The sequence below is a fragment of the Nocardia sp. CY41 genome, assembly GCF_009829325.1.
Taxonomy (GTDB): Bacteria; Actinomycetota; Actinomycetes; order Mycobacteriales; family Mycobacteriaceae; genus Nocardia.
The window spans coordinates 1-16,493 of the sequence record NZ_VUOS01000023.1 but is presented as its reverse complement, the minus strand read 5'-3'; the positions used below and the strand labels follow the sequence as shown (position 1 = coordinate 16,493).

The window sequence follows — 16,493 nt, the reverse complement described above, 5'->3', positions numbered from 1 at the left end:
AAGAGGTCCATACCGCGATGGGGACGCCCGCGCCGAACGCCACTCCACCGGCGGTACCGCTGCTCTCGGTACTCGGTGAAACCATCGCGGCGGCCCGCGCCGCGGGCCGCAACGATCTGGTCGGCCGCCTGGAAGTGGCGGCCGACCGGGTTCGCGACCCGCGCCGGCGCATCGTCGTCGCCGGACAGTTGGACCAGGGCAAGAGCAGTTTCGTCAACGCGCTGCTGAACCTGGACGTCTGCCCGGTCGGCGACGACGCCACCACCACGGTGCCGATGCTGCTCGCGCACGGTCCCGAACCGCGCGCCGAGCTGGTGCTCGCGGCGCACGGTGATTCCAGCGGCGCGGAGACCAGGGTGTCGGTGCCGGTCGCGGAGATCGGTGCGATCGACCAGCGCTCCCCGCTCGCGCAGGGCAGGCGGATCGTGCGCCTGGAGGTGCAGATACCGAACGCGCTGCTGGCCGACGGCATCGTGCTGATCGACACTCCCGGTGTCGGCGGGCACGGCAACGCCCACGCCGCGGGCGTGCTCGGACTGGTGCCCGCCGCGGACGCGGTATTCGTGCTGTCGGACGCGTCGACCGAACTCACCGAGCCGGAGCTGGCGTTCCTGCGGCAGGTGCGGGAACTGTGCCCGACGGTCGCGCTGCTGCTCACCAAGACCGACCTGTATCCGCACTGGCGGCAGGTGCACGAGGCCGACCTGGGCCATCTCGCGCGGGCACGCCTCGACGTGCCGATGATCCCGGTGTCGTCGCTGCTGCGCGGTCACGCGATGCGGTTGCAGGACAGGCAATTGGGTGTGGAATCCGGCTTCGGCGTGCTCTACACCTTCCTGCGCGACCAGGTCGTGGCGCGCGATCAGCAGGCCACCCGCACCGCCGTGGCCCGCGACATCCGCTCGGCAGCCGAGCATCTGGCGCTGGCCCTGGGCAGTGAGCTGGTCGCGGTCCGCGATCCCGCCCAAGGCGCGGCGGCGGTGCGCGAGCTGCAATCCGCCCGTTCCGCGGCCGAGGAACTGCACCGCAGGACCGCCGCCTGGCAGCAGACGCTCGCCGACGGCATCACCGATCTGGCCGGGGACGTCGACCACGATCTTCGTGACCGCCTGCGCACTATCGCGCGCACCACCGAGGAATGGATCGACGAGCACGATCCTGGCCGCCACTGGGATCGCATCGCCGAACACCTCACCGGCACGGTCGACACCGCGCTCGGCGACAATCTGCTCTGGACCCATTCCCGGGCGATTCAGCTCGCCGAGCGTGTCGCCGAGCATTTCTCCGAACTGGGCGCCGTCGACCTGCCGGACGTGCGCCCCGGCGCGGGAGCCGACACCGGCCGCGCCGTCTCCGGCACGCTCGCCGATCTGGAACCCGATATCGGTTTCGGCAGCAAGCTGCTCGTCGGCATGCGCGGCTCCTACGGAGGCGTGCTGATGGTGGGGCTGGCCAGCACCTTCGCCGGGCTCGCGCTGCTCAACCCGATCTCGATCGGCGCGGGACTGATCGTGGGCGGCAAAGCCTTCCGCGACGACAAGCAGGCCCGGCTGGCCAAGCGGCGCAACGAGGCGAAGGCGGCGGTGCGCCGGTTCGTCGACGATGTGGCGTTCCAGGCGGGCAAGGAGTCGAAGGACCGGCTGCACCGCATCCACCGCGCGCTGCGCGACCACTACGCGGGTGTCGCCGAACGCAGCCTGCGCTCGATCGACGAGTCACTGCGGGCCGCACAGGAGGCGGCGTCCATGGTCGCCACCCGCCGCGCCGAACGTGGCGCGCAACTCGAACAGCAGCTGCGTGTGGTCGCCGAACTGCGCCGCTACGCCGATGCCATGCAGACCGCACTACCGATGGGACCCGCCGGTACGGTAGCCCCGTGAGACGTGATGGTGGCCCGGTGCCGGGAATCGTCGCCGAGGCGCATCGGCTGGTCGGCGCGGCACAGGCGGCGCTGTCGGGCGAGCCGCGCGCGCGTGCCCTGCTGGCCGACTGCGCCCGCCGCTTGGATCAGCCGCTGCGGGTCGCGCTCGCCGGTTCGATCAAGGCCGGCAAATCCACCCTGCTGAATTCCCTTGTCGGACAGGACATCGCTCCCACCGATGCGACCGAGTGCACCAGGGTGGTCACCTGGTACCGCTACGGTTCGACACCCAGCGTGACCGCCTACGCCCCCGACGGCGCCCGTGCGCACGTCGTGGTCCGGCGTGGCAGCGGAACCCATGGGCTGACCTTCGACCTGGACGGGCTCAACTGGAACGCCCCGGCGGCGCGCGAGGTCGACCATCTCGAGGTCGAATGGCCGGCCGCGGCGCTCGCGCACACCACCATCATCGACACGCCGGGCACGTCGTCGCTGTCGCGCGAGGTGTCGCGGCGCACGGCGCGCCTGCTGACGCCGGGAGCGGACGACGAGCGCGCGGAGCAGGGCATCGCCATCCCGGGCGCCGACGCGGTCGTCTATCTGCTGCGCCGGTTGGACGCTACGGACGTGCAGTTCCTCGAGCGGGTGGGCGCCGGAACCGCCGCGGCCAACGGCGGGCCCGGGGCGCCCGGTCCGCTCGGCATCGTCGGCGTGGTGTCGCGGGCCGACGAGATCGGGGCGGGCCGGATCGACGCGCTGCACTCGGCGCGCGATGTCGCCACGCGCTTCGCCGGGGAATTGGAACGGACGGGTCTGTGCCAGGCCGTGATACCGGTCGCCGGGCTGCTCGCGTTCGCCGCGGCGACGCTGCGTCAGCAGGAGTTCGCGGCGTTCGAGACGCTGGCGCGGGTCCCGGTCGACGAGCTGAGCGCCGCTTTGCTCTCGGCCGACCGCTTCGCGCGCGCGGACGTGCCGCTGCCGGTGCCGCCGGAACTGCGGGCGCAGCTCGCCGAGCGGTTCGGGCTGTTCGGCATCCGGATGGCCGTCACGCTGATCCGGCTCGGGGTGCGCGATTCGGCCACGCTGGCCGCCGAGTTGACCAGCCGCAGCGGTGTGGACGAACTGCGGTCGGTGCTCGACGTGCAGTTCGGGCAGCGCGCCGACCAGCTCAAAGCGCATTCCGCGCTGACCGCCCTGGCCCGGGTGCTGACCGCCTACCGCGGCACCTCGGCCGACCGCCTGCTGCCCAGGGTGCGCACCTTGCTCGCGGACGTGCACGGTTTCGCCGAGCTGCGCCTGCTCGGCCGCCTGCGCACCGACGAATTGGCGCTGCCCGCCGACGATCTCGCCGAGCTGCACCGTCTCATCGGCGGCTCGGGCATCGCACCCCACCTGCGTCTGGGTCTTCCGTTCGACGCGCCCCTCCCCGCGCAGCGCGCGCAAGCGGTGGCCGCGGTCCGGAAGTGGCGGGCCCGGGCGCGTCACCCCCTCGCCGACCAGTTCACCGCGACGGCCTGCCTGACCGCCGCCCGCAGCGCGGAGGGCACTTTGAGCGTGCTGCCGGAATGATCCAGCGCTGCCTCCTCTGAGTCCCGTGACCTGCGGTGATGATCCCACCCCGCCGCCACGGGCGGTGTAGTCGACGTGCGCCCGGGTATGCGCCCTGGTAGCGAGAGGAGGTAACGATGAGCCAAAAGGACGTCGTACACGAATTGCTCGTCCGCGCCGGCACGGGATACGCCGAGGAAGCGGGCATCACGCTCGACGACAAACCGGCCGCGCTTTTCCAGTTGCTCATGCTTTCCCAGCTGCTCAGCGCCCGGATCTCCGCCGATATCGCCATCGGGGCCACACGAGAGCTGATCGGCAGCGGCTACCGGACGCCGCACCGGGTCGCGGACGCGGAGTGGCAGGAACTGGTCGACGCGCTGGGGCGGGGGAACTATCGCCGCTACGACGAGAGCGCCGCGACGCGGCTGGGCCACAACGCCTCGCGCTTGCTCGACCGCTACCACGGTGACCTGCGGGAACTGGCGAAGAAGGCGGACAACGACCCGCAGCGCGCCGCGGAACTGCTCCAAGAGTTCGACGGCATCGGCCCGACCGGGGCCGATATCTTCCTGCGCGAGATCCAGGACATCTGGACCTGGGTCCGGCCGCACTTCGACGAGCGGGCCTTGCGCGGCGCCAAGCGAGTGCAGTTGCCGGAAGACCCCGACCGGCTGGCGCGCCTGGCGCCGGATCACCACACCGCGGAGCTCGCCGCGGCCCTGGTACGGGTCACGCTGGACGAGAAGATCGCCGACGACGTCCTCGCCGCCGCGCCCTGAGCGGTCCTCAACTCAGGGCGGCGCCGGAGCCGCGCGGGTCGATGAGGATCTTCGCGTGCCGCTCCGGGTTGCCGAGTGCGGTGAAGGCGTCCGCCACGCCCTCCAGTCCGACGGTCCCGGTGATCAGCGGGCTCGGATCGACTTTGCCTTCGGCGAGCATGTGCAAGGTGTCGCGGAACTCGCCGGGGTCGTAGCCGAACGCGAACCGCAGTTCGATCTCCTTGTTGATCGCCACCGCGGGGTGGAAGCGGTCGGTTTCCATGCACACCCCGACCACCACCACGCGCGACAGCGGCGGTGCGGCCGTGATGATCTGGTCGATGACGCCGGGCACACCGACGCATTCGAAGATCACCGGCCCGGCGGGACCCGCGTTCACCGTGTGAGCCAGCCGGAAGACATACCACCACGGCAGGTTCGGTATCCGCCGCAGGCGATCCATGGTGTCGAACCCGAGCACGAGTATGTCGGTGACGCCGTTGATCCGGCCCTTCTTCGGTGCGGCCGCCCAGGGCGACTCCGTGGCGGGGTCGACCACGACGTCCGCGCCGCAGGCGGTGGCGAGTTCGCGCCTGCGCGGCGAGAAATCGCCGGCGATCACGGTGCGCACGCCCGCCGCCTTCAGCATGCTGATCACCGCCAGGCCGATCGGCCCGCAACCGATGACGAACGCGGTCTGCCCCTTGCCGACCCGGCCTTTGCGTACCGCGTGCCAGGCCACCGCCATGGGCTCGGTCAACGCGGCGTGCTCGGTGGACAAGCCGTTGGGCACCGGCATGGTCATAGATTCCTGCGCCACCACCTGTTCGGCATAGGCGCCGGGCGCCGCGGTGGACAGCCCGACCAGATGCGGTTGGCGGCCGTGCCGGACGATCGGGAGCGCCACCACCGGCGTGCCCGTCTTCCACCTTCTGCGGCAGTCCGGCCCGTAATCGACGACCGTCCCGCTGAATTCGTGGCCGAGCACCACGCTCTGGTCCGAGCGCATGAAGTGCTCGTAGCCCGTGGCGGCGGCCAGGTCGGCCAGTTCGTCGGCGTGGGTGCGGGCATGCAGGTCCGATCCGCAGATGCCGCAGCGCGACACATCGATGAGCAGTTGACCCGCGCCCGGCCGGGGCGCGGGCAGCTCCGCGACCTCGAACTCGGCGGCGGTGACGACGGCGGCCCTCATGGCGACTCCTCGGATCGACGGCGCACGGCGAGCGGCCCGGGCCGCCCGCGGTCACCCTACTGCGCGCGAACGTCCGTCGCGGCTTCCTCGGCCGTCCGGCTCGGGCTCCACCGTGCGGCGGATCACACCTCGTTGTCGGCTGCGGGGAATTAATCGCGCGGATCGCCCGTTGAGCTTTTCGACAAGATTGAGTGCGATCGACTCAAGTTTCGGTTGACTCCGAGACTCCTGCGCGGCAGGATTGAGCCGACCACGCTCAGTGTTGCTGGGGCCGTGCTCCGTGAGGTGCTAGGGGCGAGGTCTCGCGGCGTCCTTCATCGGACGTCGCAGGGCGGTTTTCGCCCGGCACCGACACACATTGGTACGTCAACTAGGAGGAACCACAATGGCTCGTGCGGTCGGAATCGACCTCGGGACCACGAACTCGGTCGTCGCCGTTCTCGAAGGCGGCGAACCGGTCGTCGTCGCCAACTCGGAAGGATCGCGCACCACCCCGTCGATCGTCGCGTTCGCGAAGAACGGCGAGGTACTGGTCGGCCAGCCGGCCAAGAACCAGGCCGTCACCAACGTCGACCGCACCATTCGCTCCGTCAAGCGGCACATCGGCACGGACTGGACCGTCGAGATCGACGGCAAGAAGTACACGCCGCAGGAGATCAGCGCGCGCACGCTGATGAAGCTGAAGCGCGACGCGGAGGCCTACCTCGGTGAGGAGATCACCGACGCGGTCATCACCGTGCCCGCCTACTTCGAGGACGCCCAGCGGCAGGCCACGAAGGAAGCAGGGCAGATCGCGGGCCTGAACGTCCTGCGCATCGTCAACGAGCCCACCGCGGCGGCGCTCGCCTACGGCCTGGACAAGGGCGACAAGGAGCAGACCATCCTGGTCTTCGACCTCGGTGGCGGCACCTTCGACGTCTCGCTGCTGGAGATCGGCGAGGGCGTCGTCGAGGTCCGCGCCACCTCCGGCGACAACCACCTCGGTGGTGACGACTGGGACGAGCGAGTCGTGCAGTGGCTGGTCGACAAGTTCAAGGCCAGCTCGGGCATCGACCTGACCAAGGACAAGATGGCCATGCAGCGGCTGCGTGAGGCCGCCGAGAAGGCCAAGATCGAGCTGAGCTCCTCGCAGAGCACCTCGATCAACCTGCCCTACATCACCGTCGACGCGGACAAGAACCCGCTGTTCCTCGACGAGCAGCTGACCCGCGCGGAATTCCAGAAGATCACCTCGGACCTGCTCGACCGCACTCGCGCGCCGTTCCAGTCCGTGATCAAGGACGCGGGCATCAAGGTGTCCGACATCGACCACGTGGTGCTCGTCGGCGGCTCCACCCGGATGCCCGCCGTCTCGGATCTGGTCAAGGAACTGACCGGCGGCAAGGAGCCCAACAAGGGCGTGAACCCGGACGAGGTCGTCGCCGTCGGCGCCGCCCTGCAGGCCGGTGTGCTCAAGGGTGAGGTCAAGGACGTCCTGCTGCTCGACGTGACCCCGCTGTCGCTGGGCATCGAGACCAAGGGCGGGGTGATGACCAAGCTCATCGAGCGCAACACCACCATCCCGACCAAGCGCTCGGAGACCTTCACCACGGCCGACGACAACCAGCCGTCGGTGCAGATCCAGGTGTTCCAAGGTGAGCGCGAGATCGCCTCGCACAACAAGCTGCTCGGTTCCTTCGAGCTGACCGGCATCCCGCCGGCCCCGCGCGGCGTGCCGCAGATCGAGGTCACCTTCGACATCGACGCCAACGGCATCGTGCACGTCACCGCGAAGGACAAGGGCACCGGCAAGGAGAACACGATCAAGATCCAGGACGGCTCCGGCCTGTCCAAGGAAGAGATCGATCGGATGATCAAGGACGCCGAGGCGCACGCGGCCGAGGACAAGGCCCGCCGCGAGGAGGCCGAGACCCGCAACCAGGCCGAGTCGCTGGTGCACCAGACCGAGAAGTTCATCAAGGAGAACGAGGAGAAGGTCCCCGCGGACGTCAAGACCAAGGTCGAGGCGGCCATCGCCGAGGCGAACGAGGCGCTGAAGGGCACCGACATCGCCGCGGTCAAGGCGGCGGTCGAGAAGCTGGCGACCGAGTCGCAGGCCCTCGGCCAGGCCATCTACGAAGCCTCCGCCGCGGACGCCGCAGCGCAGGGCAACGGCGCGTCGAGCAGCGCGCAGGACGATGACCAGGTCGTGGACGCCGAGGTCGTGGACGAGCCGGTCGACACGGAGAAGAAGTGAGCGAGGGCAACGCCGAGAAGGAGCCGGTCACCTTCGTCGACAACCGGAAGATAGATCCGGAGACCGGTGAGATCAGGCAGCCGGCCGCGGACAACGGCGCCGCGGCCGCGCAGGCCCCGGAGCCGGGCGACGGTGCGGACTTCGGCAACGGCGACGCGCTCGCCGACACCATCAGCGGCGAGCTCGCCGAGCGCACCGCCGACCTGCAGCGACTGACCGCGGAGTACGCCAACTACCGGCGCCGGGTCGAGCGCGACCGCAAGGCCGCGATCGATTCCGCCAAGGCGTCGGTGGTCACCGAATTGCTCGGCGTGCTCGATGATCTCGACCGGGCCCGGGCGCACGGCGACCTGGAGTCCGGCCCGCTGAAGTCGGTGGCCGACAAGCTGTCGGCCGCGCTGCTCAAGCAGGGTCTCGAGGAGTTCGGTTCGGAAGGTGAGCCTTTCGACCCGACCCTGCACGAGGCCGTGCAGCACGAGGGCTCCGGCCACGATCCGGTGATCGGCATTGTGATGCGCAAAGGCTATCGCTTCGGCGATAGGGTGCTTCGGCACGCGCTCGTCGGGGTAACCGACGGCGTGGCCGATCTGACGGAGAACGAGAACCAGCCGACCGAAGAGGCATCGGATGTTGATGCCGGCGCGAACGAACAATAAGGACGCGAGAGGAGGAGATGCTCGGTGAGCCAACGGGAGTGGATCGAAAAGGACTTCTACAAGGAACTGGGTGTTTCCTCCAGCGCCTCGCAAGACGAGATCAAGAAGGCCTACCGCAAGCTCGCGCGCGACTTGCACCCGGATGCCAACCCCGGTGACGCCAAAGCCGAGGAGAAGTTCAAGGCCGTCAGCGAGGCGCACGCCGTGCTGTCGGATCCGGCCAAGCGCAAGGAGTACGACGACACCCGCAAGCTCTTCGCGGGTGGCGGCTACAGCCGCGGTGGGTTCGGGTCCGGCGCGGGGGGCGGCTTCTCGCAGGAGTTCAATCTCGGGGACATCTTCGGCGGCGCGAGCGCCGGTGACGGTGGCCTCGGCGACCTGCTCGGCGGTCTGTTCAACCGGGGCGGCGGTGCGCGGACGTCGAGCCGCCCCCGGCGCGGCGCCGACGTGGAGACCGAGACCACTCTCGGTTTCCGGGAAGCGGCCCAGGGCGTCACGGTTCCGCTGCGGATGACCAGTCCGTCGCCGTGCACCACGTGTCACGGCAGCGGCGCCAAACCGGGCACGAGTCCGCGAGTCTGCCCGATCTGCAACGGAACCGGCATTGTCAGCCGTAACCAGGGCGCGTTCGGCTTCAGCGAGCCGTGCGACGAGTGCCGGGGCAGCGGGTCGATCATCGATGACCCGTGCCTGGACTGCCAGGGCAGCGGTATCCAGAACCGCACCCGCACCATCACGGTGCGGATTCCCCCGGGAGTGGGTGACGGGCAACGGATCCGGCTGGCCGGGCAGGGCGAGGCGGGATTGCGCGGGGCGCCCTCGGGCGACCTCTATGTCACCGTCCACGTCAGCCAGGACAAGGTCTTCGGCCGCAACGGTGACGACCTGACCCTGGTGCTGCCGGTCAGTTACAGTGAATTGGTTCTCGGCACCACGGTTTCGGTGCCGACGCTGGACGGCCGGGTCGGCGTCAAGGTGCCTGCGGGCACCGCCGACGGCCGCACCCTGCGGGTACGCGGCCGTGGCGTGCCCAAGCGCGGCGGCGGCGCGGGTGACCTGCTGGTGACGGTGAAGGTGGCGGTGCCGCAGAAGCTCGACGGCGACGCCGTCGAGGCGCTCAAGCGCTACCAGGAGGCCGAGCGGGCCAGCGGCTTCGATCCACGTGCGGGATGGGCAGGTGCGTGATGTCCTCGGAACCGAAGAACGCGTCCGGCGGGTCGCGGGCCGAGTTCTTCATGATCTCGGTGGCGGCCCAACTGGCCGGCATGCACGCGCAGACGCTGCGCACGTATGACCGTCTGGGACTGGTCACGCCGCAACGGACTTCGGGTGGCGGGCGGCGCTATTCGGCCCGGGACGTCGAGCTGCTGCGCGAGGTGCAGCGGCTGTCCCAGGACGAAGGCGTCAACCTGGCGGGCATCAAACGCATCATCGAACTGACCAATCAGGTGGAGGAACTGCGCCAGCAGGTCGCGGAACTGTCGGCCGAACTGGAGCGGACCCGGGCCGGATACCGTCCCGATCTCGTCCCGCAGCGCAGTACCGCGCTGGTGGTCTGGCAGCCGCGGCACCGTCGCGAGGACGGTCAGCGCAGACGATAACCGGCACGACGACGGCCCCGGCCTCGGTCGCACACCGCGACCCGACGCCGGGGCCGTCGTCGTTGGACGGCGCCGCTCCGATCATTTGCTGAAAATAAGCCATATTATGCTCGGCGGAAGGGCTGCGGCAGAGTTTATTTCGTTGTCGAATCAACTGCTCCTTTTCACCATAGTTTTGTTTACGGAACGAGATCGGTTTGCCGGGTTCGTGCATCGTGCACCGTTCTGCATGTTGCCCTGAAGTCGCTAGAACAGACCAACCGGGACGTATTTCACCAAGAGGAACTTACCTTTTCGGTGTGCAGAAGACCGATTTAGCGGCAGATCTACGGTCTTTCAGTCGGTTTCTCTGGCGTGTCTCGCTGGATATCCTGGTTTCGAGGAAATTGCACGCGTGATGTTCCTTCGAAAGATTCCGTTGCTGGCAAACCTCGCCTACACTCCTTGCCATCGGCTGCTGTCGAGTGGCCCCGCAGCACCTCACTCGCCGGCATGGTTCGTGAACGAGTGCGAAATGGGGTTGTGAGATCAATGGATTCACGCACTGTCGCTTTGATCAGAACTACTTTCAAGGCGGTTGCTGCGGAGGATGGGGGGCCGGAGAAACTGGCGAGATCGTTCTACGCGATCTTGTTCACCGACTACCCGCACGTCCGCGATTTCTTTCCCGCCGCGATGGACTTGCAGCGTGATCGCCTGGTCAAGGCGATCTCCTATGCGCTGGACCGGTTGGAGGAGCCCGACAAACTGCTGCCCTTCCTCGCCCAGCTCGGTAGGGACCACCGCAAGTACGGTGTGCAGCCCGCGCACTACACCGCCGTCGCCACCGCGCTGAAGACCGCCGTGAAGGTCTTCGCGGGCACCGAGATGTGGACCGACGAGGTCGACCACGCCTGGGACGAAGGCCTGAAGATCATCTCCGACACCATGATCGGCGCGGCGGAGAAGGAGACCACGCCGTCGGCGTGGACCGGCACGGTGATCGAACGCCGGGAGGTCCTGCGCAACCTGGTCATCGTTCGGCTGCAATTGGACCAGCCGATGAGCTACGCCGCGGGTCAGTATCTGAGCGTCCAGATCCCGTCGCGGCCGCGCATGTGGCGCTATCTCTCGCCCGCCGTTCCCGCGAACGCCAACGGCGAGATCGAGTTCCACGTCCGGAGCGTGCTGGGCGGCTGGGTCAGCTCGGCCATCGTCGGCCAGACCGTCGTCGGCGACCAATGGCTGCTCGGCTCACCGCTCGGCGGTCTGGGGATCCCGCGTAACGCCAAACGCAAGATGCTGATGATCGGCTGCGGCACCGGAATCGCGCCGCTGCGCGCGCAGCTCATGGCGATGGCGATGCGGCGCATCAATCCGAAGGTGCACCTGTTCGTCGGCGGGCACCACCCGTGCGACCTCTACGACCTGGAGACGCTGAGCAAGCTGGCGATGGCCAACCGCTGGCTCACCGTCACACCGGTGAGCGAGCACGAGGAAAACCCGTGGTGGTACGCGGAACCCGACGAACCGCGCACCACCCGGCCCGGCCTGGAACCGCGGGTGACCGGCCAGATCGGCAAGGTCGTCGCGAGCTTCGGCGCCTGGTCCGACCGCGACGTCCAGATCGCCGGTTCGCCCTCGATGGTGCAGACCACCAAGTTCCGCCTCATGGCCGCGGGGACGCTGGCGAAGAACATCCGCCACGACCCGTTGTATTGAGCTGTGTTTGTTTTTCCAGCGCCTGCGGCGCCGCGAACGGTGGTTGCTCGGTCTCGCTTCGCTCGAAACCTGGGGTCGAGGTGCGCTGGGCGCGTCAGGGCCGAGCGCTACGGCCCGTGGCTGGCCGTTTCGGGAGACTCCTCTGGGCGGCCGCCGCTTGTTCCTTCCTCGAGGCGGCCGCGCAAACGCGAGCCGGGCCGCGAACGGCGGTTGCTCGGTCTTGCTTCGCTCGAAACCCGTGATCGAGTGGGTGTGGTTGCGTCGGTTGCGATCGACGAACTCACGGTGGGCCGTTCGGATGACTCCCTATGGCGATCGGCTGGATCGGTTAAAGCCCCTCGAATTGGATTCGCTCCGGTGGGGTTCCGGTTTCGAGGAGGCGGTCGACGGTGGTCTGGACCATGGCCGGAGAGCCGCAGACCAGCACTTGGTGTTCGAGGAACGCGCCGTGGGAGCCGAGGACGTCGGCGAGGGTGCCGTAGAGGATGTCGTCGGGTGCGAAGCCGATGTCGACGCGGGACTGCTCGTACCACTCGTCGACCCAGTTCGGGTCCTGCGGGTTCTCCACCACCGGAATCACGGTGAGCCAAGGCAATTCGGCGGCCAGCAGGTACAGCATGTCGGACGCGTAGAGGTCGCGCGGGGAGCGTCCGCCGACGAAGAGGTAGGTGGGCGGCGGGGAAGGCTTGCGCGCCAGCTCGAGGATCTGGGCGCGCATCGGCGCCAGACCGGTGCCGCCGGCGATCATCACCACCTCGCCGCCGTCCGGGTCGACCCAGAACCCGCCGGCCGGAGCGCCGATCCGCCACTCGTCGCCCGGCTGGGTGTCGGCGACGATCGCGCCGCTGCACCAGCCGCCCGGCACCGTGCGCACGTGGAACTCCAGCTTGCCGTCCAGCGAGGGCGGCAGCGCGGGGGAGAACCTGCGGCGCACCCCGGGGTGCTGGGGCACCCGGACCTCGACCGACTGTCCGGCGGCGAACGGCACGAACTCACCGATCAGGCGAATCACCGCGAGATCGTGCCGCAGCCGATGGTGACCGACGACGGTCGAGGTCCATTCCGGCGCCTGATGACCGTTACCGAGCATGCTCGGATCCCCCAACGGGGCCTCCTTCGTTACACAGGGTCGCAGCTGATGTTCTGCTCCGGCGTGCCGACCGCGAGCAGCGCTCGCCGGGTGTCGGCGATCATCCGGGCCGAACCGGCGATCTGGATCTGCCGGTCCGCCCACGCGCCGAAGCTCGCGACCACGGCGCCAAGGTTACCGATCAGGCGCCGGTGCATGCCGTACGGTGCGTCCTGCGGCGGATGCGGGTACCACCAGGGGTTGGTCTTCTGCTCGCACACCGGGACGATGGTCAGCCACGGGTTGCTCTGCGAGAGTTGCCACATGTTCTCCACGTCGTACAGGTCGCAGGGATAGCGGCCGCCGATGAAGAAGTGCACGCGCGGGTTGATGCCGCGCTGGCCCATCTCGATCAGCTGTGCGCGCAGCGGGGCGATGCCGGTGCCCGAGCCGATCATGAGCACGTCTCGGCCGCTGTCCCGGTCGACGTGCAGCCCGCCGAGCGGGCCCGCGATCCGCCATCGGTCGCCCACCCTGGTCTCGTTGACGATCGCGGGGCTCACCCAGCCGCCGCGGATCTTGCGCACGTGGAACTCGATCTCGCCGTACGGGTTGGATGGGATCGCCGGGGAGAAGTAGCGCCACATCTTGGGCCGCTGCGGAATCGTCACCGGCACGTATTGCCCGGCCTGGTAGGGCACCGGTCCATCGGACTGCAGGCGCACGATGGCCAAGTCCTCCAGCACACGGCGATGGCCGACCACGGTGGCCTCCCACACCGGCTGCGACTTGTCGGAGTTGGCGCCGATTGCCATGGAGGCGGAGATCAGGATGGTGATGTCGCGCCAGCCCTCTTCCAGGGCCCGATTCCAGACCGCGCCGTTGTAGACCCGGAACGCCGCGAGCAACGCGCGGCCCGCCATGTCGTAGTGCGCCGCCTCGACGCCGTACTTGCGATGGTCGCGGGCGAGTTGCTCCAGGAATTTCTGCGCCCGGTCCCAGTCCTCCAGGTGGTCGAGCACGTACTGGATGGCCGTGGCGATCCGTTTGGCCTGCATCTCCATGGCGGGCGGGAACAATTCGCGCAGCCGTGGGTTCTCGGCGAACAAATGTCCGTAGAACGCACTGACCAACCGCTCGGGTCCGTTCGGCGACTCGATCACCGAACGAAAATTGGCGCGGACCAGCGCAGCCGAACGCGCATCCACGACGTGGAGCTTCCTTTCCCTCAGTTCTGCCCGGGGACATACCCGTTACCGGTGGTCTCCCGCCGACAAGTATCCCCGAAAATGCCGTGGTCGTGTGGGTATAGGCGTACCTCGCCTTCCCTGCGGCCCCGGACGGGCCGGCGACGGACCGCGCCCGCCGGCGCCGTGCGACCCGCGCACACGGTAATCGGTGGGCAAACGGCGGATGCCGCTGCCCCGGCAGGAACCGGCGCCGCGGGTGAGCTGTGCCGGAATCCCGCCGTCCGCCCTGGACCCGCGGAGGTAGTTTCCGGCCGGTCAGGTCCCGGCGCCGGCGCGGACCGCGGGCACGACCCGCTCGGTATAACGACGGATCTGCTCGACCGGTTCCCCCTCGGTCGGCCAGAAGACGAATCCGTCGATCCGCTGGTCACGGTGCAGGGCGAGCAGATCGTCGACCCAGCGCTCGGCGGGACCCTCCAGGAAGCCGCGGTCGGCCCCGTCCGAGGTGATGGTCCCCGACACGTTCAACACCCGCCGCACCGTCAGCGGGTCCCGGTCCGCCGCGGCGGCCGCGTCATCGATCCGTCTGCCGGCTTCGGCCAGGAACTCCGGCGGGGCCCACGCGGCCGACGGCACCCAGCCGTCGGCGACGCGACCGGTGAGCTCGAGCATGCGCGGCCCCCGCGCGCCCAGCCAGATGCCGGGATCGTGCTGCGGACGGGGACCGGGATGCGCACCCGCCAGGGAATAGAAGGCGCCCGTCACCCGGACCGATCGCGCGTCGCTCCACAGGGCGCGGATGACCGCGATCGCCTCGGCCAGGGCGTGTACCGCCTCGCCGCCGGTTCGGCGCGGTCCGCCCATCCCGGCGACGGCGTCCCAGAACGCGCCCGCGCCGAGGCCGAGCTGGATCCGGCCGTCGCTGATGATGTCCAGCGAGGCCACCGCCTTCGCGAGCAGCGCGGGATGGCGCAGCGGCAGGTTCGCCACGTCGGGGAAGAAGGTGATCCGCTCGGTCCGCGCGGCGAGCGCGGTGATCAGGGTCAAGGTGTCCAGGAAGCGGCGCTGGTAGGGGTGGTCCTGGATGCCGATCAGGTCGAGTCCGGACACGTCCGCGTAGACGCTCAGCTCGGCGAGCCTGCGGAAGTCGTCGGCCTCGGGGATCAGGAACAAGCCGAATTGGGGTGATCGGGTGCTCAGCACAGACCTCCGGGGTGGTGTCGCGGGGCCGGGACGGCTCAGATGGCGAGCACGGTCTTGCCGCGCGCGCCGGGCGCTCCGATGACCGCGGGCCCCTCCGCGAGGGGGACGGTGGCATCGATCGGCACGACCACGTCACCCGCCGCGACGCGCTGGATCAGCCGGGCCAGTTCCGGCGCGCTGCCCTTGGATTCGATGTTGCCGCCCTTGATCGACCGTGCGCGCAACGCGTCCTCGTCGGCGGCGAAGATGGTGGAGTACACCGTGCCGCCGTCGCGGACCAGCGTGGTCAGCTCCGCGAGCGCCTCGGGCGGGCTCACCAGATCGAACAGCACGTCGATCCCGTCCGGATGCGCGGCGGCGACCTGGTCGCGCACCGGGCCCGCGGTGTAGTCCACCGTCTCGGCCGCGCCCAGCCGGGTCATCTGATCGGCGGAGCTGCCGCGCGCCGTCGCGATGACGTGCGCGCCCGCGATATTGGCCAGTTGCACCAAGAAGGAGCCGACGCCGCCGGTCGCGCCCACGATCAGCACCGTTTGGCCGGGCTGGATATGCGTGGCGTCCACGAGGTCCTGCGCGGTCACCCCGGCGGTGGGCAGCGCGGCCGCCGCGACGGTCGGCACGCCAGGCGGGATCGGCACGAGCGTGCCGCCCTCCGGCAACACCGCGTATTCGGCGAAGCTGCCGTGGCCCACCGGTGGGGTGAGGAACTTGCCGACCACCCGGTCACCGACGGCGAAGCGGCTGACGCCCGCCCCGATCGTGGCGACCGTGCCCGCGCCGTCCACGCCGAGGATCATCGGAAAGTCGTGCGGCAGTTTGCCGTCCAAGATTCCGTCGGCCACCTTCCCGTCGAAGGGGTTCACTCCGGCCGCCTGGAGCTGGACCCGGACGGCTCCAGGGCCGGCCTCGGGCATCGGCATCTCGGCCAGTTCCGGCGTCGCTCCGAACTTCCGTACCACGATCGCGCGCATCCATTCGCTCCTTGATTCGGGGTGAAGAGCTCACGGCCGAGGTCATCGTAGGCACCCGGAGGCCGTCGACGTGCGGAATCATCGCATCGGCGGTGTCGCGCGGCGTCGCATTCGCCGGTGTCGGGGCGTAGCGTTCGACACGATCCGGCGGCATCGGACCGGCGCGGTGAAAAATCCCAAACTTGAGCGGAACAGACTCAACCTTTCGGACGTTGGACGGTAAGGAACGGCGCCGAGCCGAAGCGGAGCGGGCGCGTCGGAGCGTGGGCTCCGGCCGGACGGCCGCGCTCGGTAGCCGTGTGCATCGACTAGTAGGAAGGTGACTCGTGGACTCGTTCAATCCCACCACCAAGACCCAGGCGGCGCTGACCGCCGCCCTGCAGGCGGCCTCCGCCGCGGGCAACCCGGAGATTCGTCCGGCGCACTTGCTGGTGGCGTTGCTGGACCAGACCGACGGCATCGCCGCGCCCTTGCTGAAGGCCGTCGGAACGGATCCGGCGACCG

At 69.2% G+C, this 16,493-nt stretch carries 14 protein-coding genes; 9 read left to right on the top strand and 5 right to left on the bottom strand.

The genetic code is table 11. From position 1 onward, the window contains the following. The first annotated feature begins 17 nt into the window (after positions 1-17). From GVY64_RS24995 to GVY64_RS24985, 3 genes are all read left to right on the top strand, one after another. The gene (locus tag GVY64_RS24995) at positions 18-1,880 is read left to right on the top strand and encodes a dynamin family protein (protein WP_159846071.1); all 1,863 of its coding nucleotides are present in this window, start codon (positions 18-20) and stop codon (positions 1,878-1,880) included. Beyond that, a complete protein-coding gene (locus tag GVY64_RS24990; RefSeq protein ID WP_442939627.1) occupies positions 1,877-3,430 on the top strand; it encodes a dynamin family protein in 1,554 nt (517 codons plus the stop codon). Before GVY64_RS24995 ends, GVY64_RS24990 begins: the two co-directional genes overlap by 4 nt. Before the next feature lie 116 nt (positions 3,431-3,546). Then, positions 3,547-4,191, top strand: coding sequence for an endonuclease (locus GVY64_RS24985; RefSeq protein ID WP_159846068.1), 645 nt, complete (start codon positions 3,547-3,549; stop codon positions 4,189-4,191). Between the two features lie 7 nt (positions 4,192-4,198). On the opposite strand, the gene GVY64_RS24980 is transcribed toward GVY64_RS24985, so the two are convergent. Next, the gene (locus tag GVY64_RS24980) at positions 4,199-5,362 is read right to left on the bottom strand and encodes a zinc-binding dehydrogenase (RefSeq protein WP_159846065.1); all 1,164 of its coding nucleotides are present in this window, start codon (positions 5,360-5,362) and stop codon (positions 4,199-4,201) included. A gap of 385 nt (positions 5,363-5,747) precedes the next feature. On the opposite strand from GVY64_RS24980, the gene dnaK reads away from it, so the two are divergent. The 5 genes from dnaK (at position 5,748) to GVY64_RS24955 (ending at position 11,556) form a co-directional block, all read left to right on the top strand. Next, positions 5,748-7,598, top strand: a complete 1,851-nt coding sequence (gene dnaK, locus GVY64_RS24975; RefSeq protein ID WP_159846062.1) for a molecular chaperone DnaK — start codon at positions 5,748-5,750, stop codon at positions 7,596-7,598. Continuing rightward, positions 7,595-8,254 (top strand): nucleotide exchange factor GrpE, encoded by a 660-nt coding sequence (gene grpE / locus GVY64_RS24970; RefSeq protein ID WP_159846058.1) that lies wholly within the window; start codon positions 7,595-7,597, stop codon positions 8,252-8,254. The genes dnaK and grpE overlap by 4 nt, the downstream gene beginning before the upstream one ends. Positions 8,255-8,278: 24 nt before the next feature. Then, the gene (gene dnaJ, locus GVY64_RS24965) at positions 8,279-9,439 is read left to right on the top strand and encodes a molecular chaperone DnaJ (protein ID WP_159846055.1); all 1,161 of its coding nucleotides are present in this window, start codon (positions 8,279-8,281) and stop codon (positions 9,437-9,439) included. After that, positions 9,439-9,855 carry a heat shock protein transcriptional repressor HspR gene (locus GVY64_RS24960; RefSeq protein WP_159846052.1) on the top strand — a complete coding sequence of 139 codons (417 nt, stop codon included), beginning with the start codon at positions 9,439-9,441 and terminating at the stop codon, positions 9,853-9,855. The genes dnaJ and GVY64_RS24960 overlap by 1 nt, the downstream gene beginning before the upstream one ends. A gap of 531 nt (positions 9,856-10,386) precedes the next feature. Beyond that, on the top strand, positions 10,387-11,556 hold the full coding sequence (locus GVY64_RS24955) for an FAD-binding oxidoreductase (RefSeq protein ID WP_159846049.1): 1,170 nt from the start codon (positions 10,387-10,389) through the stop codon (positions 11,554-11,556). A 328-nt stretch (positions 11,557-11,884) separates the two neighbouring features. Here the strand turns inward: GVY64_RS24955 and GVY64_RS24950 are convergent, their stop codons facing one another. The 4 genes from GVY64_RS24950 to GVY64_RS24935 all read right to left on the bottom strand — a co-directional run bounded on the left by GVY64_RS24950 (position 11,885) and on the right by GVY64_RS24935 (position 15,989). Continuing rightward, positions 11,885-12,646, bottom strand: a complete 762-nt coding sequence (locus GVY64_RS24950) for an FAD-binding oxidoreductase (RefSeq protein WP_159846533.1) — start codon at positions 12,644-12,646, stop codon at positions 11,885-11,887. 29 nt (positions 12,647-12,675) lie between these two features. Beyond that, positions 12,676-13,833, bottom strand: coding sequence for an FAD-binding oxidoreductase (locus GVY64_RS24945; RefSeq protein WP_159846046.1), 1,158 nt, complete (start codon positions 13,831-13,833; stop codon positions 12,676-12,678). Positions 13,834-14,130: 297 nt separating this feature from the next. Then, positions 14,131-15,018: an LLM class flavin-dependent oxidoreductase gene (locus GVY64_RS24940; protein ID WP_159846043.1), complete on the bottom strand. Its 888-nt coding sequence runs from the start codon at positions 15,016-15,018 to the stop codon at positions 14,131-14,133. Positions 15,019-15,053: 35 nt separating this feature from the next. Beyond that, a complete protein-coding gene (locus tag GVY64_RS24935; protein ID WP_159846040.1) occupies positions 15,054-15,989 on the bottom strand; it encodes an NADP-dependent oxidoreductase in 936 nt (311 codons plus the stop codon). Positions 15,990-16,315: 326 nt separating this feature from the next. Here GVY64_RS24935 and GVY64_RS24930 point away from each other — a divergent pair. Beyond that, a partial coding sequence (locus GVY64_RS24930; protein WP_159846037.1) for a Clp protease N-terminal domain-containing protein occupies positions 16,316-16,493 on the top strand: 178 nt, incomplete at its 3' end.